The sequence below is a fragment of the Microbacterium sp. CCNWLW41 genome (assembly GCF_037083505.1).
Window position 1 is genome coordinate 333107 of record NZ_JBAOJP010000003.1, and the last position, 21436, is coordinate 354542.

18 protein-coding genes are annotated in these 21436 nt (G+C 72.2%); 8 read left to right on the forward strand and 10 right to left on the reverse strand.

Going from position 1 to position 21436, the window contains the following annotated elements:
• Window positions 1–141: 141 nt before the first annotated feature.
• Both glsA and V6R91_RS13295 read left to right on the forward strand, forming a co-directional pair.
• Window positions 142–1155: a glutaminase A gene (gene glsA, locus V6R91_RS13290; protein ID WP_336395706.1), complete on the forward strand. Its 1014-nt coding sequence runs from the start codon at window positions 142–144 to the stop codon at window positions 1153–1155.
• The gene (locus V6R91_RS13295) at window positions 1152–2807 is read left to right on the forward strand and encodes an MFS transporter (RefSeq protein WP_336395707.1); all 1656 of its coding nucleotides are present in this window, start codon (window positions 1152–1154) and stop codon (window positions 2805–2807) included. The genes glsA and V6R91_RS13295 overlap by 4 nt, the downstream gene beginning before the upstream one ends.
• Here the strand turns inward: V6R91_RS13295 and V6R91_RS13300 are convergent.
• From V6R91_RS13300 to V6R91_RS13315, 4 genes are read right to left on the reverse strand one after another with little or no spacing between them, the layout of a single operon-like run.
• Entirely contained in the window at window positions 2776–3735 is a 960-nt protein-coding gene (locus V6R91_RS13300) for a sensor histidine kinase (RefSeq protein ID WP_336395708.1), read from the reverse strand. The genes V6R91_RS13295 and V6R91_RS13300 overlap by 32 nt on opposite strands.
• Complete coding sequence (locus tag V6R91_RS13305; RefSeq protein ID WP_271062874.1) at window positions 3732–4448, reverse strand: response regulator transcription factor; 717 nt, start codon at window positions 4446–4448, stop codon at window positions 3732–3734. The genes V6R91_RS13300 and V6R91_RS13305 overlap by 4 nt, the downstream gene beginning before the upstream one ends.
• A gap of 1 nt (window position 4449) precedes the next feature.
• Entirely contained in the window at window positions 4450–4992 is a 543-nt protein-coding gene (locus tag V6R91_RS13310) for a hypothetical protein (RefSeq protein WP_336395709.1), read from the reverse strand.
• 26 nt (window positions 4993–5018) lie between these two features.
• A complete protein-coding gene (locus V6R91_RS13315; protein WP_336395710.1) occupies window positions 5019–6254 on the reverse strand; it encodes an OmpA family protein in 1236 nt (411 codons plus the stop codon).
• 182 nt (window positions 6255–6436) lie between these two features.
• Between V6R91_RS13315 and V6R91_RS13320 the strand changes: the two genes are divergently transcribed.
• A complete protein-coding gene (locus tag V6R91_RS13320) occupies window positions 6437–6802 on the forward strand; it encodes a DUF488 domain-containing protein (RefSeq protein ID WP_271062716.1) in 366 nt (121 codons plus the stop codon).
• Here the strand turns inward: V6R91_RS13320 and V6R91_RS13325 are convergent.
• Window positions 6789–7574: an IclR family transcriptional regulator gene (locus tag V6R91_RS13325; RefSeq protein WP_378821312.1), complete on the reverse strand. Its 786-nt coding sequence runs from the start codon at window positions 7572–7574 to the stop codon at window positions 6789–6791. The genes V6R91_RS13320 and V6R91_RS13325 overlap by 14 nt on opposite strands.
• 52 nt (window positions 7575–7626) lie before the next feature.
• On the opposite strand from V6R91_RS13325, the gene hutH reads away from it, so the two are divergent.
• The 3 genes from hutH (at window position 7627) to hutI (ending at window position 12161) form a co-directional block, all read left to right on the forward strand.
• The gene (gene hutH, locus V6R91_RS13330) at window positions 7627–9168 is read left to right on the forward strand and encodes a histidine ammonia-lyase (protein WP_271062714.1); all 1542 of its coding nucleotides are present in this window, start codon (window positions 7627–7629) and stop codon (window positions 9166–9168) included.
• Complete coding sequence (gene hutU / locus V6R91_RS13335; RefSeq protein ID WP_336395711.1) at window positions 9161–10831, forward strand: urocanate hydratase; 1671 nt, start codon at window positions 9161–9163, stop codon at window positions 10829–10831. Before hutH ends, hutU begins: the two co-directional genes overlap by 8 nt.
• Window positions 10832–10931: 100 nt before the next feature.
• On the forward strand, window positions 10932–12161 hold the full coding sequence (gene hutI, locus V6R91_RS13340) for an imidazolonepropionase (RefSeq protein ID WP_336395712.1): 1230 nt from the start codon (window positions 10932–10934) through the stop codon (window positions 12159–12161).
• 111 nt (window positions 12162–12272) lie between these two features.
• On the opposite strand, the gene V6R91_RS13345 is transcribed toward hutI, so the two are convergent.
• Both V6R91_RS13345 and V6R91_RS13350 read right to left on the reverse strand, forming a co-directional pair.
• On the reverse strand, window positions 12273–12545 hold the full coding sequence (locus V6R91_RS13345) for a hypothetical protein (RefSeq protein ID WP_067244891.1): 273 nt from the start codon (window positions 12543–12545) through the stop codon (window positions 12273–12275).
• Entirely contained in the window at window positions 12542–12781 is a 240-nt protein-coding gene (locus tag V6R91_RS13350) for a hypothetical protein (protein WP_336395713.1), read from the reverse strand. The genes V6R91_RS13345 and V6R91_RS13350 overlap by 4 nt, the downstream gene beginning before the upstream one ends.
• Window positions 12782–12923: 142 nt before the next feature.
• On the opposite strand from V6R91_RS13350, the gene V6R91_RS13355 reads away from it, so the two are divergent.
• Window positions 12924–13577, forward strand: coding sequence for an NAD(P)H-binding protein (locus V6R91_RS13355; RefSeq protein WP_336395714.1), 654 nt, complete (start codon window positions 12924–12926; stop codon window positions 13575–13577).
• A gap of 90 nt (window positions 13578–13667) precedes the next feature.
• Here V6R91_RS13355 and V6R91_RS13360 read toward each other — a convergent pair whose 3' ends face one another.
• Entirely contained in the window at window positions 13668–14570 is a 903-nt protein-coding gene (locus V6R91_RS13360; protein WP_336395715.1) for an arginase family protein, read from the reverse strand.
• A 16-nt stretch (window positions 14571–14586) separates the two neighbouring features.
• On the reverse strand, window positions 14587–15864 hold the full coding sequence (locus V6R91_RS13365; protein WP_336395716.1) for a DUF445 domain-containing protein: 1278 nt from the start codon (window positions 15862–15864) through the stop codon (window positions 14587–14589).
• A gap of 152 nt (window positions 15865–16016) precedes the next feature.
• On the opposite strand from V6R91_RS13365, the gene V6R91_RS13370 reads away from it, so the two are divergent.
• Entirely contained in the window at window positions 16017–16289 is a 273-nt protein-coding gene (locus V6R91_RS13370; protein WP_067244882.1) for a metal-sensitive transcriptional regulator, read from the forward strand.
• A gap of 69 nt (window positions 16290–16358) precedes the next feature.
• Here V6R91_RS13370 and V6R91_RS13375 read toward each other — a convergent pair whose 3' ends face one another.
• Window positions 16359–21311, reverse strand: a complete 4953-nt coding sequence (locus V6R91_RS13375; RefSeq protein ID WP_336395717.1) for a type ISP restriction/modification enzyme — start codon at window positions 21309–21311, stop codon at window positions 16359–16361.
• Window positions 21312–21436: the final 125 nt, after the last annotated feature.

Below are 21436 nucleotides of genomic sequence, written 5' to 3' on the forward strand. Positions count from 1 at the left end.
CTCCGGGCGCGCGAACCCGCAGAAACTGACCACTCGGCCCGTCGAGGCGGTATATCGGAACGTCGTGCGATGCGGCAGAATGCTCCGCAGACGACGGGCGCTGGGGGCTCGGCCGTGCACGACCGAGGAACAGGAGCCCCCGTGTTCGAATCCGATGTCGAAGACGTCGCCCAGCGTTCGTCGACCGGCCTGCTCCCGGCACAGGACGACGTCGGCGAACTCGTCGCCCGGGCCCATGCGCGCTACGGCGGACTCGACGAGGGCACGGTGGCGGATTACATCCCGGTGCTCGCCGGCGCGGACCCGTCCTGGTTCGGGATGTCTCTGTGCGGCGCGGACGGTGCCGTGCACGATGCGGGGGACAGCGGGATCGCGTTCTCGATCCAGTCGATCTCGAAGGCGTTCGTCTTCGCCCTCGTGTGCGAGGCGATCGGGCATGAGGTGGTCCACGACATCGTCGGCGTGAACAACACCGGTCTCCCGTTCAACTCGGTCATGGCGATCGAGCTCAACGGCGGCAGCCCGATGAACCCGATGGTCAATGCCGGCGCGATCGCCACGACCGCCCTCGTGCCCGGTGCTTCCGCGGAGGACAGATGGCAGGCGATCCAAGCGGGGCTGTCGCGCTTCGCGGGGCGCGCTCTCGACGTCGACGACGAGGTGTACCGGTCCGAGTCCGGGACGAACCAGCGCAACAGGGCGATCGCGCGGCTGCTGGAGAGCTATGGGCGTCTGGGGCACGACCCGCTCGAGATCGTCGACGTCTACACCCGCCAGTGCGCATTGTCGGTCACAGCCCGGGACCTCGCAGTGATGGGCGCCACGCTCGCCGCCGGGGGCATGAACCCGCTCACCGGCGAGCAGGTCGTCGCTGCGGAGGTCTGCCGCGACACGCTCGCCGTGCTCGCCTCGTGCGGGCTCTACGAGCGCACGGGGGAGTGGATGTTCGAGATCGGTCTGCCCGCGAAGTCCGGCGTCTCTGGCGGGATCGTCGCGGTCGTCCCCGGGAAGGGCGCGCTCGGCGCGTTCTCCCCGCCGCTCGATGCCGCCGGCAACAGCGTCCGCGGTCAGCGCGCGTGCGCGTACCTCTCCCGCGCTCTCGGATTGAACCTGTTCGCCTCCGCACGCCCCGGCCAGGAAGGACCGTCATCGTGACCGCACCGTCGACCACCGCCGACACGGCGGAGGAGAAGCGCTCCTGGGCACCGATGATCGGCCTTTTCCTGGCGCAGGTGCTGATGTCCTTCAACGTCGCAGGCCTGCCGATCTCGCTGGGTGGCATGGTCGAGGACTTCGGCGTGCCGCCGACGGTCGCCAGCTCCACCATCGTCGTCTACGGACTGGCTGTCGCCGCCCTGGTGATGACCGGGGCCAAGCTCGGTCAGCGCCTGGGGTGGGTGCTCGTGTTCCGCGTGGTCGTCGTGGCGTTCGCCGGGTCCTCGGTCATGATGATCGCCGCGCCCAGCATCGGGTGGGCGATCGGAGGGCAGGTCCTCGCGGGCGCCGCAGCGGCGATCATCGTCCCGTCGCTCGTCGCGCTGATCGCGGAGAACTACCGCGGCGATCAGCAGGCGACCGCCGTGGGGTCGCTGGGATCGGCCCGGGCCTTCTCCGGCGTCTCCGCGTTCCTCATCGGCGGGGCGCTGGGCACGTTCGTGGGGTGGCGGCCGATCTTCATGATCACGCTCGGGATCGCCGTGGCGGTGTTCCTGTTGAGCTTCGGCCTGCGTTCGGACAAGGGGGATCCCGGCATACGGATCGATCTCGTCGCCTCGGCCCTCATCGGGTCCGCGATCGTGCTGCTGACCCTCGGATTCAACAACCTGAACGCCTGGGGCATCGTCGCTGCCGAGCCCGGAGCGCCGTTCTCCGTGGTCGGGATGTCCCCGGCGCCGCTGTTCGTGGTCGTCGGTCTCCTGCTCGGTCAGGCATTCTTCCTGTGGACGCGGCGCCGGACGCGTGCGGGGCGAGTGCCGCTCGTGGACCTCGGTGTGCTGCGCAGGCCCTCCGAACGAGCGGCGGTGTACGCGATGTTCACGATCGTCGCCATGGAGGCGGCCGTGAATTTCACGGTGCCGACGTACATCCAGGTGGTGCAGGGGCGCACGCCGTTCGACACGTCCCTGGCGATGATGCCGTTCAACCTCACGGTCTTCGTCACGGCCACGCTCATCGTCCGGTTCTACCGGCGTTTCAGCCCGCGCGCGATCGCGCTGTGCGCGTTCGGCCTGACCACCGCGGCCCTGCTCTGGCTCGCGCTCGTGGTCACGAACGACTGGGAGACCTTCCCCACGATCCTCGGACTCGTGGTCTTCGGCGTCGGGCAGGGGGCGCTGGTGACCCTCGTTTTCAACGTCCTCGTCACCGCCGCACCGAAGGAGCTGGCGGGCGATGTGGGCTCGATCCGCGGAACGACGCAGAACCTCGCCTCGGCGGTCGGAACCGCGGTGATGGGAGCGGTGCTGGTCACGATGCTGGGCATGAACATCAACAACGCGGTCCTCGAACACCCGGAGCTGCCCGAGGAGCTCGTCGCGCAGGTCGATCTCGACGACGTGAACTTCGTCGGCAACGACGCCCTCCGTGAGCTCCTGGCGAGAACGGACGCCACACCGGAACAGGTGGACGCCGCCGTCGGCGTGAATGAGGAGGAGCGGTTGCGCACGTTGAAGTTCGGCTTCCTCATCCTCGCCGGGGTCAGTGCGATCGCGGCGCTGCCGGCCTCGCGGCTGCCGCGTTACCGGCCCGGAGAGATCCCCGACTCCATACCGGGCGTCAGGCGGGACGCAGCGGCAGACGCAGAGTGACGACGGTGCCCGCCCCCTCCGCGGAGCGCAGCGCGACGTCGCCGCCGTGGCGGCGCAGCACGGTCGCGACGAGGGTGAGGCCGATGCCGGAGCCGGCGACGTCCCGGGCGTTCGCCGCGCGGGCCAGTTCGTCGAACACGTGCGGGAGGTCCGCCGCGGGGATGCCGCGCCCGGTGTCGGCGACCTCGATCACCGCCCACCCCGCCTCCTCGCGAAGACGGACCTCGAGGGGGCCGTCGGCGGCGTATTTTGCCGCGTTGCCGAGGACGTTGTCGAGCGCGAGCGACAGCAGGTCGGGATCGGCGCGCACCGTGGGCACGGGCCAGGGGACGCGGGTGACCGCCACGGACATCCGCGCGGCCACCGAGGGATCCTGCGCGCCGAGCGCGGCGACGGCCTCCGTGACGAGCAGTTCGAGGTCCACGGCCTCCGTCTCCAGTTCACGGGTCTCCAGCTCCGCGAGCTTGCGGAGGTCGCGGACGAGCCCGCTGAGCTTGGCGGCCTGGGCGTCGACGGTCGGCCAGGCGTCGACGGGCGCGGCGCCGTTCTGCGCGGCGACGGCGGTCGCGCGGATCGCGGTGATCGGGTTCTTCAGCTCGTGGTCCAGCCGGGCGAGGAACCGGCGATGACCCTCGCGCTCCTTCCGCGCCGCGTCCTCGGCCGCCCGACGGGTGGCGCGGGCGCTCCGCCGCGACCGGAGGACGTTGCCGCCGAGAGCGAGCAGGGCGAGCGCCGTGAGCAGGACGCCGGCGCCGATGACGAGGGCGGGGACGCCGACCCCGATCTCGAGGCGGCGGGCGTCGCCGGAGAGCAGCAGGACGAGGCCCACGACCGTGCCCAGCACGGCGGGGACCAGCGCGGGCGCCCAGGCCCAGGGCGCCCAGGACCGGCGCGGCGCCGGTCCGGACGGGTCCGCGGGGCCGCTCATGCGGCGCTCACCGGCGCGACGAAGCGGTAGCCGAGGCTCTGCACGGTCTCGATGAACCGGGGTGCGGCGGCGTCGTCGCCGAGCACGCGCCTCAGCTCCGCGATCCGGTGATCGACCGCGCGGCTGGACGACGCGAAGTCGAAGCCCCACAGGGTGGACAGCAGCCGCTCGCGCGTGTGGACCTCGTCGGCGTGCCGCATCAGGTACTCCAGGAGGGTCATCGCCTTGGGTGTCAGCACCAGCTCCGTCTCGTCGCGCCAGACGCGTCGGGCGCTGCGGTCCAGGACGAGATCGAGGGCGCGGAGACGGGACGCAGCCGACAGAGGGACCTCACCCGGGGCGGACCGGCGCAGCACCGCGCGGATCCGGGACACGAGCTCGCGCGGGTCGAACGGCTTGTTGAGGTAGTCGTCGGCCCCCTCGTCGAGGGCGGCGCTGCGTTCGGAGGCCTCGCCGACCTGGGTGAGGAGGATGATCGGCAGCCAGAGGCTCCGGCCCCGCACGCGACGGACGAACTCGCGGCCGTCCACGCGCGGCATGAGCACGTCGCAGACCACGAGGTCCGGCGCTCGCCGCTCGACGGCCGCCAGCCCCTCGGCCCCGTCGGCGGCGACCTCGACGTCGAACCCGCTGCGAGCGAGGAACGGGCCGAGCGCGCCGGTGATGGCCGCGTCGTCGTCGACGAGGAGGATGCGGGGCCGGTCGGCGGTCACGTCACTGCGCCTTCAGCACGTTCGTCGAGCCGACGTCGCTGATCTCGGGAGTCTCGCCCGTCCAGTGCACGACGTTCCCCTCGCCGTTGACGAGCAGCTTGTCGACCGCGCCGGAGAGCACGACGTTGCCGTCGCCGATCACCTCCAGGAAGGCGACGTCGTCCGTGACGACCTGGGAGCCTCGCGTGTTCAGGATGAGCCGATCGCACGACCCCTCCACCCGCGTGGCCATCGCGTCGTCGAGCAGGGTCAGTTCTCCGTCGCAGCGCAGGGTGCGCGTCGAGGACGCGATGAGCGCCTCGCGGGTGGGATCGGCCCCGGTCGCGGCGTCGTCGGCCGCCGGGAGGGAGTCCTCGGCGCCGGTGCTCGCCGCGGAGGAGGCGTCGTCCTCGGCGGACTCCCGCCCGGTATCCGCGCCCGTGTCGGGGGAGGACGAGGAAGGCTCCCCGGCCTCCCCGTCGACCACGGCGACCGTGCAGCCGGAGAGGGCGACGAGCAGGGCGGCGGCGGCGAGGCCGCCGGACAACGGACGGAGGATGCGCATGAGGTGGTCTCCTTCGGGGGACACGGTCACAGGGCCGCGGGGATGAAGATCTCGACGCGGCGGTTGAGCTGCCGCCCCGCGGGGTTGTCGGCGCCGTCCACCTCGTTCGCCGCCACGGGGCGGCTCTCGCCGTATCCCACGGCCTCCAGCGGGGCGCTCACGCCGCGCTGCTGGAGCGCCTCGACCACGGCGCGGGCCCGGCGCTCGCTGAGCTCCTGGTTGTCCTCGTCGGATCCGATGGCGTCCGTGTGCCCGGACACGACCGCCTTCGCGACGCCCAGCTTCGCGAACACCGCGGCCACGGACTCGATCGTCGGGACCGCGTCGGGGCGGATGTCGCTGCGGGCGAAGTCGAACAGCACGCCGTCCTGGAAGGTGATGGTCGTGCCGCACGACGTGATCGGGTTCAACGCGGCCAGCGGGGGGAAGACGCCGAGCCGGGGGACCGGCGCGATCTTCTCGACGGTGACCGGCGTGCCGTTGACCGTGCCGGTGCCGTCGCCGAAGTTCTGGATGGTGACGGTGCCGTCGGTGTAGTTCCCGGCGCCGTCGCCGAAGTTCTGGATGGTGACGGTGCCGTCGGTGTAGTTCCCGGCGCCGTCGCCGAAGTTCTGGATGGAGACGTCGCCGTCGGTGTAGTTCCCCGAGCCGTCGCCGAAGACCTGGATGCTCTTGGTCGCATCGACGTAGTTCCCCGCCCCGTCGCCGAAGTTCTGGATGGAGATGGTGCCGTCGGTGTAGTTTCCGGCGCCGTCCCCGAAGTTCTGCACCGTGACGCCGTTGAGGGTGAAGCTTCCCGAGCCGTCGCCGAAGTTCTGGACCGATCCGTCGGGCCCCGTGAAGGTGCCCGAGCCGTCCCCGTACAGCAGCGCGGTGCCGGTCCCGGAGATGACCTGACCGCCCGCGTCGCACTGCGCCGCGGAGACCGTCACCCCCGGGATGTCGCTGACGTCGCGCTGCAGATCGATCGCGAAGGAGGAGGCGGAGGAGTCCAGCAGCGACAGATCCGGCAGCAGGAAGAGCGGCACCGGCGGGAACTGGCCGACGTCGTACCCCGGGACCGTCGCCACGGACGGCGTCGGGGATGTGTCGGGCGTCGGCGAGGCCGCGGAGGATGGCGTGCCAGACGCGCCGGCCGAGGCCGACGGGGCGGCGTCCGGAGCGACGGCGACCGAGCAGCCCGCGAGGGCGAGAGCGACGATCCCGGCGCCGATCCCGCACAGAAGCGGGCGAGCGGCGGGGACCAGAGAGGTGCGGTGCATGTGCATCAGGCTATCGGCGCGGTGTCGCGGGGATGTCGCGGACGTGTCGCAACCCTGCGACACGGCCTCCGAGACGATCGCACGCCACGCGCACGACGGACGGGGAGCGGAGCGGTTGTCCGGGAGACGCCCGCACGAGAGCATGGACGGGTCGCCGCCTCCCGCGGCGGGAGGAGGTCGTCATGGGATCGCCCGGACCGGTGCGCGTGCGGCGGATCTACGAGGAGCCCGCCTCGGACGACGGCCAGCGGGTCCTCGTGGACCGGCTCTGGCCGCGCGGCGTCAGCAAGGAGCGCGCGGCGCTCGCCGAGTGGCTTCGCGACGTCGCTCCGTCCACCGCGCTTCGTCAGTGGTACCAGCACGATCCGGACAAGCTCCCGGAGTTCGCCCGACGCTACGAGGAGGAGCTGAGAGACCCCGAGCGCGCGGCGGCCCTGGCGCACCTGCGGGACCTCGCCGCCGCAGGTCCCCTCACCCTGCTGACCGCCTCGCACGGCGGCGACATCAGCCACGCGGCGGTGCTGCAGCGGCTGCTCACTTCGTCCTGACCACAGCGCCGGTGCGTCGCCGCAGCTCGGTCGCGGCCGCGGTCACGGCGCCCACGATGCCGTCCCGGTCGACGGTCGCGTCCGCCGACCAGGTCACCGCGAGGGCGGCCGCGGGCCAGCCGGCGTGATCCGTCACGGCGGCGGCGACGGAGCGGAACCCCGGAGTCACCTCCCCGTCCTCGGTCGCGTGCCCGGCACGGCGGACCTCCCGCAGCACCTCCCGCAGCTCGGCGGGCCGGGTCGGGCCGCGCCCCGTGCGGTCCGCGAACGCGGAGGCGTCCGGGTACAGCGCCCGCACCTGCGCCGCGGGGAGCGCGGCGAGCATGGCCCGTCCGGTCGCGGTGAGATGGGCGGGCAGCCGGACGCCCACGTCCGTCACCAGCGCCGGGCGCCGGGCCGCCCGCTCCTCGACGATGTAGAGGACGTCCCGTCCGGTCATCACTGCCAGGTGCGCGCTCTCGCCGATCCGGTCCGCCAGACCCGCGACGACCGGACGCCCGAGCCGGGCCAAGGGCTCCTGGCGGGCATAGCCGCCGGCCAGCTCGAAGGCCGCGGTGCCGAGACCCCAGCGGCGCTCCTGCGGCAGATGCACGACGAACCCGTGATCCTCCAGCGTCGCGAGGAGGTGGTAGACCGTCGAGCGGGGGATCGACAGATCGCGGGCCAGGGCCGACGCCGCCACCGGTCCCGGCCGCCGGGCCAGATGGCGCAGGATCCGCAGCGTCTGGTCGGCCGCCGGGACCTGCGGACGATTGTCTGGGATCACAGACAAAGGTTGCCACAGCGATCGACCGCCCGGAAGGCCCGCGGTGTGGAATCGAGGCATGCCGGATCCCTCTCCCGTCCTCGTCGGCGCCGCGACGCTGACTCCCGCCGCCGTCGTCGCCGTCGCCCGCGACGGCGCCCGTGTCGAGATCGCGCCCGAGGCGCGCGCCCGCGTGGCCGCCGCGCGCGGGGTCATCGACGCGATGGCCGCCGATCCCCGTCCGCACTACGGCGTCTCCACGGGCTTCGGCGCGTTGGCCACGACCTTCATCGCGCCTGAGCGGCGCCGTCAGCTCCAGGCGAGCCTCATCCGCTCGCACGCCGCCGGCACCGGTCCCGAGGTCGAGACCGAGGTCGTGCGGGCGCTGCAGCTGCTGCGCCTGCAGACCCTCGCCTCCGGCCACACGGGGGTGCGGCCGGAGGTCGTCGACGCCTACGCGGCCATGCTCAACGCCGCGATCACGCCGATCGTCCGCGAGTACGGGTCCCTCGGCTGCTCCGGCGACCTCGCCCCGCTCGCGCACATCGCTCTCGCGGCCATGGGGGAGGGCGAGGTGCGGGGAGCGGACGGCGCCGTCCGCCCGGCCGCCGACGCGCTCGCGGACGCCGGCATCGAGCCGCTCGTCCTCGTGGAGAAGGAGGGGCTCGCCCTCATCAACGGCACGGACGGCATGCTCGGGATGCTCCTGCTCGCCCTCCACGACCTGGACACCCTGATCACGACGGCCGACCTCGCCGCGGCCATGTCCATCGAGTCGCAGCTCGGCACCGACGCGGTCTTCGCCGCGGACCTCATGGCCCTGCGCCCGCAGGTCGGGCAGGCAGCCTCCGCCGCGAACCTCCGCGCCTTCCTCGGATCCTCGCCGATGGTCGCGAGCCACAAGGGCCCGGAGGACGGACGCGTGCAGGACGCCTACTCACTGCGGTGTTCGCCGCAGGTGCACGGCGCGGCGCGCGACACGATGGCCCATGCCGCCTCCATCGCCGAGCGGGAGCTCGCGAGCGTCGTGGACAACCCCGTCGTGACCGCGGACGGGCGCATCGAGTCGAACGGCAACTTCCACGGCGCCCCGGTGGCGGCGGTCCTGGACTTCCTCGCGATCTCCGTCGCGGATGTGGCGTCCGTCTCCGAGCGCCGGACCGACCGCGCCCTCGACCCGGCGCGCAACCACGGCCTCCCGCCCTTCCTCGCCCACGAGGTCGGCGTGGACTCCGGCCTCATGATCGCCCAGTACGCCGCCGCCGGCATCGTCTCCGAGCTCAAACGCCTCGCCGTCCCGGCCTCGGTGGACTCGATCCCCTCCTCGGCGATGCAGGAGGACCACGTCTCGATGGGCTGGGCCGCGGCGCGAAAGCTCCGCCGGGCGGTCGACGGGCTGGCCCGGGTCCTCGCCGTCGAGATCATCACCGGCGCCCGCGCCCTGGACCTGCGTGCGCCGCTGGAGGCGGGGCCCGCCACCGGCGCGGTCCGCGACCTCGTGCGCACGGTCGCCGCGGGGCCGGGCCCCGACCACTTCCTCTCTCCCGACATGGAGGCGGTGACCGAGCTCGTCCGCTCGGGGGCCGTCGCCCGCACTGCGAAGGAGCACGCGAATGTCTGACCCGTCCTCGACCGGCGCACGTCCGCCGGTCCGCGCCCCGCGCGGCAACCAGCGCACCGCGAAGAGCTGGGGCGCCGAGGCCGCCAAGCGGATGCTGATGAACAACCTCGACCCCGAGGTCGCCGAGCACCCAGAGGACCTCGTCGTCTACGGCGGCACCGGCCGCGCCGCGCGCAGCTGGGAGGCGTACGACGCGATCGTGCGCACGCTCGACGAGCTCGAGCCCGACGAGACGCTGCTCGTGCAGTCCGGCAAGCCCGTGGGGGTCTTCCGCACCCACGAGTGGGCGCCGCGGGTGCTCATCGCGAACTCGAACCTCGTGGGCGACTGGGCGACCTGGCCGGAGTTCCGCCGCCTGGAGGAGCTCGGGCTCATGATGTACGGCCAGATGACGGCAGGATCCTGGATCTACATCGGTACCCAGGGGATCCTCCAGGGCACGTACGAGACGTTCGCCGCCGTCGCCCGGTCGCTCGGTCGCGACTCGCTGCGCGGCACGCTGACGCTCACCGGGGGTGCCGGCGGCATGGGCGGCGCGCAGCCGCTCGCCGTCACCCTCAACGAGGGCGCGGTGCTCATCGTCGACGTCGACGAGTCGCGCCTGGCCCGCCGGGTCGATCACGGCTACCTCGACGAGTACACGACCGACCTCGATGCCGCCATCGCGCGGGTCGTCGCCGCGAAGGAGGCCGGCGAGGCCCTCTCGGTCGGCGTCGTCGGCAATGCCGCGGAGGTGTTCCCGGAGCTGCATCGACGCGGCGTGCCGATCGACATCGTCACCGACCAGACGAGCGCTCACGACCCGCTGGCGTACCTGCCCGTGGGGATCCCCTTCTCGCAGTGGCGGGCGGAGGCCGAGCGCGACCCCGAAGGCTTCACGGCCCGGGCACGCGCCTCGATGGCCGCGCACGTCGAGGCCATGGTCGCGTTCCAGGATGCCGGCGCGGCCGTCTTCGACTACGGCAATTCGATCCGCGCCGAGGCGAAGCTGGGCGGCTTCGACCGCGCCTTCGAGTTCCCCGGCTTCGTGCCGGCGTACATCCGCCCGCAGTTCGAGGAGGGGCGCGGCCCGTTCCGGTGGGCGGCGCTCTCCGGGGATCCCGAGGACATCCGCAAGACCGACCGCGCGATCGCGGAGCTCTTCCCCGAGGACACGGCGCTGCACCGCTGGCTGGAGAAGGCGGGGGAGAAGGTTCGCTTCGAGGGGCTGCCCGCACGGATCTGCTGGCTGGGGTACAAGGAGCGTCACCTGGCGGGACTCAAGTTCAACGAGATGGTCGCCTCGGGGGAGCTGTCGGCTCCGATCGTCATCGGCCGCGATCACCTCGACTCCGGCTCCGTCGCGTCGCCCTACCGTGAGACGGAGGCGATGAAGGACGGTTCGGACGCGATCGCCGACTGGCCGCTGCTGAACGCGCTGCTGAACACGGCGTCGGGGGCGTCGTGGGTGTCGCTGCACCACGGCGGCGGCGTCGGGATCGGTCGGTCGATCCACGCCGGGCAGGTCACCGTCGCCGACGGATCCGAGCTCGCCGCGCAGAAGCTCGAGCGTGTGCTGACGAACGATCCGGGCACCGGCGTCATGCGGCACGTCGACGCGGGCTACGAGCACGCCAAGGACATCGCCCGCGAGCGCGGTCTCACGGTCCCGATGGGCCTGTGACCCGCGCAGTTCCCCATCGAGTGGTCAGTTTCTGCGGGTTCGGACGGCCCCGACCCGCAGAAACTGACCACTCGGCATCACCCAGAGGGAGGATGGCACCGTGCGCACGCTGATCACGAACATCGCGGAGCTGACGACCAACGACCCGCGGCTGGCGGCGGACCCGACGGGCGCGGCGGACTCGACGGGCGCGGCGGACTCGACGGGGACGGCGGACCCGACGGGGACCCTGCACGATGGGGCGGTGCTCGTCGAGGACGGGCGGATCCGCTGGGTCGGGCCGATCGGTGACGCACCCGCGCCGCGCGAGGCCGATGAGACCGTGGACGCCGCAGGGCGTGCCGTGATCCCCGGCTTCGTCGACAGCCACAGCCACCTCGTGTTCGGCGGGGATCGCGCTGCGGAGTTCGAGGCGCGGATGGAGGGTCAGAAGTATGCCGCGGGCGGCATCCGATCCACCGTCGCCGCCACACGCGCGGCCACGGACGACGAACTGCGCGCCCGGCTGCGCGGCCTCCTTGACGAGATGCACGCCCAGGGCACCACGACGGTGGAGGTCAAGAGCGGATACGGCCTGGACGTCGCGACCGAGGAGCGGCTGGTGCGGCTGGCGGCCGAGGTGACCGAGGAGGTCACCTTCCTCGGGGCGCACGTGGTGCCGGCCGAGTACGCGGACGACCCGGACGCGTATGTCGATCTCGTGACGGGGCCGATGCTCGACGCCTGCGCTCGGCACGCCCGGTGGATCGACGTGTTCTGCGAGACGGGCGCCTTCACGGTCGCCCAGTCGCGCCGGATCCTGGAGGCCGGGATCGCCCGAGGGCTGCGCCCGCGGCTCCACGCCAGCCAGCTCGGTCCCGGGGACGGCGTGCGTCTCGCGGTCGAGCTCGGCGCCGCATCCGTCGACCACGGCACGTTCCTGACCGACGACGACGTTGCGGCGCTCGCGGGGTCGGACACGGTCCTCACGCTCCTCCCGGGCGTGGAGTTCTCCACGCGCCAGCCATACCCGGATGCGCGGCGGCTCATCGACGCCGGCGTGACGGTCGCCCTGGCCTGCGACACCAACCCGGGATCCAGCTTCACGTCCTCGATGCCGTTCTGCATCGCCGTCGCCGTGCGCGACATGCGGATGACGGTCGCGGAGGCGGTGTGGGCGGCCACCGCGGGCGGTGCGGCGGCCCTGCGCCGGGACGACGTCGGCCGCATCGCACCGGGTGCCCGCGCCGACCTCGTCCTCCTGGACGCGCCGACCCGCGTGCACCTGGCCTATCGGCCCGGCGTCCCGCTCGTTCACCGCGTGTGGAAGGACGGCCTCCCCGTCGCTTGATCCCGGATCCGCGCGAGTTTGGGGCGCCCTCCGGGGAACCGGGGCGCGATACGGGGCCGGAACGCCCCAGAACCGGCCCCAAACCGGGGTCACGCACGCCCCGAACCGGGGTCACGCACGGTCGCGCAGGGACTCCTCACCGTGGCCGCGCGCGCAGTGCGCACAGCAGTAGACGACGCCGTCCGCCTCCACGCCGTGACCGATCACGCGGCACCCGCAGTGGGCGCACGTCGGTGCCATGGCGTGGATCGCGCACTCGAAGCTGTCGAACGTGCGCGTGCGGCCGGCCTGGGTGACGGTGAACGACCTGTCGTAGACGTTGCCGCAGACCTCGCAGACCGCCGTCGTCGTCGATCCCGCCGCAGCGTCGACCGCCCCGCTCATGCGGGGACCTCCTCGGCCTCCTCCAGCCGGGCACGGAGCATCCGCTTGCCCTGCTCGCCGGCCTTGAGGCTGTTGTGCTGCACCTTGCGGAACCACTCGGCGAGCTCCACGTCGCCGGCCTGCTCCGCGTCCTCGATGTACGTCTGCATCTTCCAGGCGTTGCGCAGCGACGCCTCCAGGACGCACACGAGGTTGTAGTTCTCGTCCTTCATCGCCCGTGCGGGCTGGTCCTCCATGATCGATCCTCTCTGTCGGGATCACCCCACCCTCGCGCGGGCAGGGCGGGGAGCCGAGGGGCTGGCGGACGCGGGGGCACGTGCGTATCCTGAACCGGCTCGGCCGGCCCGCGGGCCGGATCCTCGGCGTAGCGTGGACGGCATGACACGCATCCTCCTCATCGGCGGCCACGGCAAGATCGCCCTCCTCCTCGAGCCCCTGCTGGCCGCGCGCGGAGACGAGGTGACGGCCGTGATCCGCGACGCCGCCCAGGCGGAGGACGTCCGCCGCGCCGGGGCCGACCCGGTCGTCTTCGACGTGGAGCGCGAAGACCGCGCCGCGCTCGCCGCCCTCATCGCCGGACACGACGCGGTCGTGTGGTCGGCCGGCGCGGGCGGGGGAGACCCGGCGCGCACCCGGGCCGTGGACCACGATGCGGCGATCCGCTCGATGGACGCGGCGGCGGACGCCGGCGTCGGCCGCTACGTGATGGTGTCGTACTTCGGATCCTCGTCGGATCACGGCGTCCCCCCGGAGCACTCGTTCCACGCCTATGCCGAGGCGAAGGCGGCCGCGGACGAGCATCTGCGAGCCACGGCGCTCGACTGGACCGTCCTCGGGCCGAGCAGGCTCACCGACGCCGCGCCGACCGGACGGATCGACGCGACGGCGACGAGCTCGGGGGAGGTGCCGCGGGCGGACGTCGCGGCCGTCGTCGCCGCGGTGCTCGCCGATCCGTCCACCGTGCGGCGCACGATCCGGTTCAACACGGGAGGCGTCCCCATCCCGGAGGCGGTCGCAGGTCGAGCCGGCTGACGGATTCGGGGCGCGTTTCGGTGATCCGGGGCGCGTTCTGGGGCCCGGAAGCCCCAGAACGGACCCCGATCCCCCGGAACAGACCCCGGCTCAGCCGCGGGCGGCGAGCGCGGCGAGCAGCTCCAGGACGCCGAGCGCGGCGAGACGCACGGTGCGCCCGTCCTCGGCGTCGGCGGTGGCGTCGACCTCGGCGAGGTCCGCGCTCACGACCCGCGGATCCGCGGCGATCGCCCGGACGAGGGCCCGCAGCTCCCACGCGGCGAACCCGCCGGGGACGCTCGCCGGGCAGCCGGGCGTCGCCGCCCGGTCACAGGCGTCGACGTCGATGTCGAGGTGGACGCGCGGATCCGCGCCCGCTCCCGCGATCTCGACGGCCTCGGCCACGACGTCGTCGATCCCGCGACGGCGCACCTCGTCGATCGTGATGACCCGGATGCCCCAGTCGGCGGCGCGGGCGGCGTACGCGGCGGAGTTGGCGAAGTCCGCGATGCCGATCTGCACGATCCGCCGCGGATCGATCCGCTCCCGCTCGGGCGCGTCCTCGACGAGGCGGCGCACGGGCGAGCCGTTGGAGACGCCGTCGCGGAGGTCGAAGTGCGCGTCGATCGTGATGAGTCCCGACGCGCCCGCGCCCCGAGCGACCGCGTAGGTCAGGGAGTTGTCGCCGCCGAGGGCGATGACCAGGCGCGCCGTCTCGGCCAGCGCTCGGACCCGGTCGACCGTCCGGGCGACGCCGTCGTCGCCGTCGGGCTCGGTCACGTCGCCGGCGTCGGCGATGCGGAGGAGAGCGTCCAGGTCCTGCACCGGCGGGCCCATCACGGTCGGGCTATAGCGGCGCAGGGCCTCGCGGATCGCCGCCGGCGTCGCATGCGCGCCGGTGGGCGACAGCGACGTGCGCCAGGTGGGCACGCCCAGGAGCACGGCGTCGGCCGGGCCGTCGGGGGCGGGCCAGTCGCCGCCGCGCGGCCAGAGGGGATCGTGGGAGAGGGCCATGGCGGCTCCGTTCGAGTCAGACGCCCGGGATCAGGGCGTGGGCGACGGTGAAGATGGCCAGCCCCGCGAGCGCCCCGACCACCGTGCCGTTCAGGCGGATGTACTGGAGGTCCCGGCCGACCATCAGCTCGATCTTCTCGGTCGTCTCGGCCGGATCCCAGCGCTCGACGGTGTCCGTGATGATCGACGCGATGTCGTGCCGGTAGCGGTCGACGAGGAAGACGGCGGCGTCGGTCACCCACCCGTCGACGCGTGCCTGCAGGGCGGCGTCGGTGGAGAGGCGACGGCCGACGTCGGCGAGGGCGGCGACCGCGCGGCGGCGCAGGCCGCTGTCCTCGTCCGCGAGCGCGGTCAGCAGGCCGTTCTTGGCAGTGGTCCAGGCCTCGGCGGCGAGGGCGGCGACCTTCGGGCTGTCGAACACCGTCGCCTTGGCGTTCTCGAGCCGTGCGCGGGTCGCCGGATCGTGCTGGAGGTTGTCGGCGAGGCGGGCGAGGTAGCGGTCGACCGCGTGCCGGGCGGGGTGGGCGGGATCGGCCTGGACGGCGCGCACGAACTTGAGCGCCTCGTTGTAGGCGGCCTCGTCGACGAGCCGTTGGGCGACACGCGGGACCCAGGACGGCAGGCGCCGCGAGATCAGCCCCTCGAACGTGTCGCGATTGGCCGCGAGCCATGTCTCCAGGCTGTCGACCGCGAGGTCCACGGCGCCGTGATGGGCGCGGCTCTGCACGACCTTCTCCAGCCACCCGCCCGCGGCCGGGCCCCATTCGGGCTGGACGAGGTGCTCGCGCGCGAGGTCGGCGATCAGGTCGCGCACGTCGTCGTCGCTGAGCGCGCGGAGCACGGCCGCGGCGACGGTCGCGCCCTCCGCGGCCACGCGTTCGGCGTGCCGCTCCTGACTCAGCCACTCGCCGAGCCGCGCGGCGATGTCGGTCTCATCGAGCTTGGTGCGCACCACGTCGGCGGCGAGGAAGTTCGTCTCGACGAACTCGCCCAGGGAACGCCCGATCTCGTCCTTGCGGTTGGGGATGATCGCCGTGTGCGGGATCGGGAGGCCCAGCGGACGCCGGAACAGCGCGGTGACGGCGAACCAGTCGGCGAGGGCGCCGACCATGCCGCCCTCGGCCGCGGCACGGACGTAGGCCAGCCACGGGTACCGGTTCTGGAGCCAGAACGCGATGACGAACGCGACCGCCATCACGAGCAGCGCGACGAGGGCCACGGCCTTCATGCGCCGCAGCGACCGCAGGCGCTCGCGGTCGGCCTCGGAGAGCAGGGTGGGCGGTGCGGTCACCATGGTCGCTATCCTGCCACCCTCGTCCTGCCGACCCCGGACGCGCGGTCCGCGTGCCCGGGGAGGCCTCGGCGCCGTGTGCTGACGTCCGCCGACATCATCGGTCCGGCGGGGGATCGACCCGTTCCCGGCCGGATCCGGTCTACGCTCGGAGCGTGATCGAAGACATCAAGAAGCGCGCCCTGCACCGCGCCAGCATCCTGGAGGGCCAGCTGCGCGGGGTGACGCGGATGATCGAGGGCGAGGAGTACTGCATGGACATCATCACGCAGTCCCGCGCCATCCAGCGTTCGCTCGAGTCCCTCAACCGCCTCCTGCTGGAGAACCACCTCCGTACGCACGTCTCCCACATGTTCGACGAGGGCGGCCCCCAGCGCGATCAGGCCGTCGAAGAGCTGCTGAAGGCGTTCGACTTCAACTCGAAGTAGTCCGTCGGCGGGGGGACGTTTCGTCTCGTCGCTGCGCTCCTCGCTCAACGACCGCGAGCCGGGATCCGCTCAGGCGTCGAGCACCTCGAACGGCGGCAGGCCTGCGATGAGGCGCCGCGTCTGCACCGACAGCGTGACGAGGGACCCGATGAGGCGCACGACGTATCGGGGATCGGCGCGATCGCGCAGCCAGGCGTTGGGATCGTTCACGATGCCGGTCTGCGCGTCGACGCGGACGCGGTAACGGTCCAGGATCCACTCGAGGGGACTGCGTCCGCCGATCCGGTACTCGTGCGCCTCCTCCGGGATGCCGGTGAGGGTCAGGAAGGCGTTGTAGCGGATCGCGCTGCGGTCGCGGCGCGTCGTCCAGGTCATCCGATCGATCGCGTACAGCGCGGCGTCGTCGTCGGTGGGGGCGTCGATCGCCCGGACCTCGGCCAGCGGGAACTCGTCCGTCGCCTCGTACCCGAGGTGCAGCGCCGCCAGCGCCTCGCCGGTGCGGACGTACGCGCGGATGTCGGCCACGAACGGGATCCGCGGCAGCACGCGCTTCAGATCCGCCTCGTAGCGGCCGCGATACTCGGGATGGTGCAGGATCGCGTACACCGCGGAGAACACGTCGTCCTTCGTCAGCTCGTCGTCCTCGTAGACGCGCCGATACCGGGCGAGCGTCTCGTCGGTGATGTTGTCGACGCGCCGGTACCCGTCCACCACGACCTCGTCCTCCGTCGCATCGAGGCCGTCCAGGGCGTCGAGGTCGAGGCCGGCGGGCGCGGCGAGCGGCTCCCAGCGCCAGCGCGCGAAGACCTGGGCGTCGCCGACGACGTGGAGGTCCGGGATCGCGTCGACCATCAGCGGGACGTCCGCGCCGCGGGCGTTGACCGCGATGGCGCGGTTGGGGTGCGCCGGGGTCGGGAAGAGCCGGGGGAGCTGGTAGGTGCAGTTGTTCATCCGCTGCGTGGGATCGAAGTAGATCGGGGTGCGGACGAACGGGCGGTACACGCCCTCCCGGTAGCCCGCCTCGGAGTGGGTCGTCTCCCGGTCGCGGTCGACGTCGCCGAGGTTGACCCGGTCCCAGCTGCCCCGACGCGGGTCGCGGGTGACGAGCGTCCGCGGGCGGATGCCGCCGGCGGCGAGGGAACGGACCCGTCGCCGTTCGCCGTTCAGGAAGTCGACATGCCGGCGGACGTTCGCGCGCAGCAGCGTCCGGTCGAAATTGACGCACCACGCGTCCCGGTTGGTCTTGAGCCCGTTCGAGGACAGCGCGAACACCCCGTCCGGCCCGGACAGCGCGCGGAAGGCGCCGAAGCGCTCGTCGCGCTGGTTGAGCCAGTCGCCGGCGGCGTTGGGGAGGATCTCGCGGAACTCGGATCCGCGGAGGGACGCCTCGGTGCGCAGTGCGTCGAGCTTCTGCTCGCGGGTCATCGCGTCGCCCATGCTGCGGTAGCGGATCCGGGCGGGGCCGACGTGACCGGCGCGCTTGACGAGGACGGCGATCACGACGCCGGTCATGATGTCGAAGACGTTGCCGCCCTCGTTGCGTGCCGCGTCGCCGACCCGGCCGCGGATGCCGCCGCGCAGGTCGTAGAGGAAGACGTCGCTGAACTCGTCCCCGAAGGCGAGCCGCACCCCGTCCGCGGTGTTGCCGTCGACGAACCCCGAGTTGGACACGAACGCGATCACGCCCTCGTCGCCGATGCGGTCGGTGGCCCACCGGAGCGCGCGGAAGTACGAGTCGTAGAGCGAATTCTTCAGGGTCGCCGTGGAGCGTTTCGCGTAGGTCTCCTCGATCCTCGCGTCGAGGGCGGGGTAGCGGGCGTTCTGGTTGTCGTCGTTGGCGCTGCGCTGCCCGACCGAGTAGGGCGGGTTCATGACGATCACGTCGATCGGCGCGCGGCGCTGCCGTTCGAGGCGCTCGGTGTTCTCGGGGAACACCCCGCCGGCCAGCTCGTGGTCGCGTTCGTCCATCGCGAAGGTGTCGGTGAGGCTGATGCCGGGAAAGGCCGCCTCCCCGGCGTCCGGCGTCGTGCCGGTCAGCTCGCGGAACACGCTCTCGAGGTTGACGGCGGCGATGTAGTAGCTGAGCAGCACGATCTCGTTCGCGAAGAGGTCGTGACGGTACTTGTACGCGAGGTTCTCCGGCGGGACGAGGCCGAGCTGGAGGAGGCGGGTGAGGAACGTGCCGGTCCCGGTGAAGGGATCGAGGATCCGCACGCCCCGGTCGCCCAGGCCGCGGTCGAAGGCGGCCCGGAACGCGTCGTCGGCCGACCGGAGGATGTAGTCCACGACGTCGACCGGGGTGAAGACGATGCCCATCCGGTCGGCGAGCTTCGGGAACGCCTTCGCGAAGAACCGGTCGTAGAGCGTGACGAGGAGGCGCTGCTTGGAGGTGAAGTCCGGGAGACGGCGGATGTGGTCCGTGATCCCGGAGTAGAAGGACTCGAGCGGTTCCCGTTCACGGGCGAACGCCGCGTTCTCGGAGAAGGAGTCGATCACCTCCTGCATCGTCAGCGACACGGGGTTCGCCCGGGTGAACGAGTCGTCGGGGAACATGGCGTCGAAGACGGGCATCGTGATCAGGTGCTGCGCGAGCAGCTCGATCGCCTCGTCCTCGGCGATCTCGGGATTGACGGTGGCCCGGAGCGCCCGGAGGAAGGCCTGGAAGCGACCGCGGTCGCCCGGGGAGGAGTCCAGGTGCGCACCGATGAGCGTGACGTACGTCTGCGCGATGCCGGAGACGTCGTCCGCCCAGTCGTCCCAGTACAGTCGATCGCCGACCTTCTTCACGAGCTTGGCGTAGACCGCGTCCTTCCAATCGTCCGCGCCGAACAGCGGGAGGGCGGGGGAGACGGCCGCCGTCCTCGTGCGCGTCACGCGGTCGGCGGCGTCCAGGTCGTGATCGACCGCCCCGATCTCCCCGGGGGCTCGCGTGCGGGATGACGATGCGACCAGGTCGACATGAGCGACGACCACGGTCTCGGGGGAGCGGCCGGTCAGACCCATCCGGTTGATCTGGGCGTCCAACCGCTCGTCGTGGGAGCGAAGCGCCTGGAGGACCTGCCAGACGACCCGATAACGCTCATTGTCCTTCAGCGCCTCCTCGCCGGAGATCTGCTCCGGGATCGCGACGGGGAGGACGATGTACCCGCAGGTCTTCCCTACCGCGCGACGCATCACCCGTCCGACGGCCTGCACCACGTCGACCTGCGACTTGCGCGCGCTCAGGAACAGCACGGCGTCGAGGCCGGGGACGTCGACGCCCTCGCTGAGGCAGCGGGCGTTCGTCAGGACGCGCGCGGTCGGCGGTCCCGGACGCTCGATCCCCGGATCCTCGCGCAGCCACTGCAGAAGCGCGCCGCGCTCGGTCGCGTTCATGGTGCCGTCGACGTGGCGGCACTCGACGCCGAGATCATCGGTCGGGTCGTCGTTCAGGCGGTCCTGGAGGTGGGCGCGGACCAGGTAAGGGAAGTCCTGCTCGACCTTTCGTGACGTCTTGATGTCCCGCGTGAACGCCACCGCGCGGCGCATGGGGGCGATGTCCCCGCCGAACCCGTCGGCGAGATGACCGGACTGCCGCTTGGCCAGCGCGTTCCAGCAGCCGATGAGCTTGGCGACGTCGGTGAGGGGGAGCTCGTAGGATTCGAGCCGGAGGTGCTCGACGAACGATCGGGCGACCTGGTCCTCACTCACCCCGAGAACCAGGACCTTGTAGTCGGTCAGCAGGCCCCGCTCCACCGCCTCGCCGAAGCCGAGTCGGTACACGACGGGGCCGAACAGCGTCTCGTCGTCCATCGAGACGAGCTCGACGTCCCGCTGCCGGGCCTGGCTCTTCGCTTCCGGGGCGTAGATGCGCGGGGTCGCCGTCATGGAGAGGCGACGTTCGGCGTCGATGATCCGCGGATCGTGGATCTTCACGAACTCGGAGGGGTCCTCGTCCTCGGCGAGGCGGACACCCGTCGTGCGGTGGGCCTCGTCGCAGATCACCAGGTCGAAGGCGGGGACCCCGAGGCCCTGTGCGTCGCTGACGGCTTGGATCGACTGGTAGGTCGAGAAGACCACCGTCATGCCCTCCGACAGGTCGATCTCCTCGAGGAGCCGGAACAGCGTCGCCCCGTCCGTCGTCGCGGGGGCGGCGAGATCCTCCAGGGCCACGGTCGTGAGATCGCCGTTCGCGACGCGCCCGAGTCGCGGATCCGATCCGATCGCGAACGCCCGGAACGCCATGTCGGGGTCGTGCTCGCGGGACCACTCCTCCAGTGCCTGCTGCAGGAGCGCCAGCGACGGCACCGCGAACAGGACCGTGGACCGGCCGCCGCCCTGCTCTCGGGTGTAGCGCTCGGCGATCTTCAAGGCGGTGAACGTCTTGCCGGTGCCGCAGGCCATGACGAGCGTGCCGCGGTCGAGGCGGTCCTGCGTGAACGCGCGAAGCGTCGCTTGGACGGCCTCGTGCTGATGAGGGCGCAGCTGTCGACGGCCGTGGAGTCGCGGCGCCCGTTCCGGGGCGGTCAGGCGGTAGCTGGACCAGTCGATCTGGCTGTGGCGTAACTCCTGGAGCGTGATCCGGCTGATCCGCTTGGTGCGGTTCTTCAGCGCGTCCTCGGCGTTCGTCGACCATCGCCCGGACGTCGTGTCGACGACGATCCCGCCGGCGAACGGCTCTCGGCCGACGGCCTCGAAGAAGGAGTCCAGGTCGGACTTGCGCATCCGGTGGTCCGAGGCGAAGAACTTGACCTGGATGGCGAGGAGGTCTCCGTCGGTCGTCTCCGCGACGAGGTCGATCCCGGTGTCCCCGCGCCCGTCGCGCCCCGGCCAGTCCCGCCACAGCCAGACGTGGCGGAACTGGCCGGATCGCAGGGGATCGAGCCGCAGGTAGTGACGGACGAGCTCCTCCAGGTAGGCGCCCTGGACGCGCCGCGAGTCGGCCATGGCCCGGAACTCGTCCAGCAGCGCGTCGAGGGGAGTCTCGCCCGGCTCCTCGGACACGAAAGCGGGGGAGACGGGGAGGTCGTCCTCGGTCGGCATACGGCTTCGCTCCCGGTTCGGCGGCGCGGTCGGACGGGGTCGTCGACGCGTGTCTAAAACCCCGTGGCGTTAACCTATCGGAAGCAAGCCTTCGTCTTCTCGCCGGGGGCGATTACCAAGGAAGG

What these genes read in the sequence shown, in the direction of transcription:
- V6R91_RS13365 (WP_336395716.1), bottom strand. Translation starts at nt 15,864, where the DNA reads ATGGTGACCGCACCGCCCACCCTGCTCTCCGAGGCCGACCGCGAGCGC.
- V6R91_RS13310 (WP_336395709.1), bottom strand. Translation starts at nt 4,992, where the DNA reads ATGCGCATCCTCCGTCCGTTGTCCGGCGGCCTCGCCGCCGCCGCCCTG.
- hutH (WP_271062714.1), top strand. Translation starts at nt 7,627, where the DNA reads ATGCCGGATCCCTCTCCCGTCCTCGTCGGCGCCGCGACGCTGACTCCC.
- V6R91_RS13375 (WP_336395717.1), bottom strand. Translation starts at nt 21,311, where the DNA reads ATGCCGACCGAGGACGACCTCCCCGTCTCCCCCGCTTTCGTGTCCGAG.
- hutU (WP_336395711.1), top strand. Translation starts at nt 9,161, where the DNA reads ATGTCTGACCCGTCCTCGACCGGCGCACGTCCGCCGGTCCGCGCCCCG.
- V6R91_RS13355 (WP_336395714.1), top strand. Translation starts at nt 12,924, where the DNA reads ATGACACGCATCCTCCTCATCGGCGGCCACGGCAAGATCGCCCTCCTC.
- V6R91_RS13360 (WP_336395715.1), bottom strand. Translation starts at nt 14,570, where the DNA reads ATGGCCCTCTCCCACGATCCCCTCTGGCCGCGCGGCGGCGACTGGCCC.
- V6R91_RS13320 (WP_271062716.1), top strand. Translation starts at nt 6,437, where the DNA reads ATGGGATCGCCCGGACCGGTGCGCGTGCGGCGGATCTACGAGGAGCCC.
- V6R91_RS13300 (WP_336395708.1), bottom strand. Translation starts at nt 3,735, where the DNA reads ATGAGCGGCCCCGCGGACCCGTCCGGACCGGCGCCGCGCCGGTCCTGG.
- V6R91_RS13345 (WP_067244891.1), bottom strand. Translation starts at nt 12,545, where the DNA reads ATGAGCGGGGCGGTCGACGCTGCGGCGGGATCGACGACGACGGCGGTC.
- V6R91_RS13315 (WP_336395710.1), bottom strand. Translation starts at nt 6,254, where the DNA reads ATGCACCGCACCTCTCTGGTCCCCGCCGCTCGCCCGCTTCTGTGCGGG.
- V6R91_RS13350 (WP_336395713.1), bottom strand. Translation starts at nt 12,781, where the DNA reads ATGGAGGACCAGCCCGCACGGGCGATGAAGGACGAGAACTACAACCTC.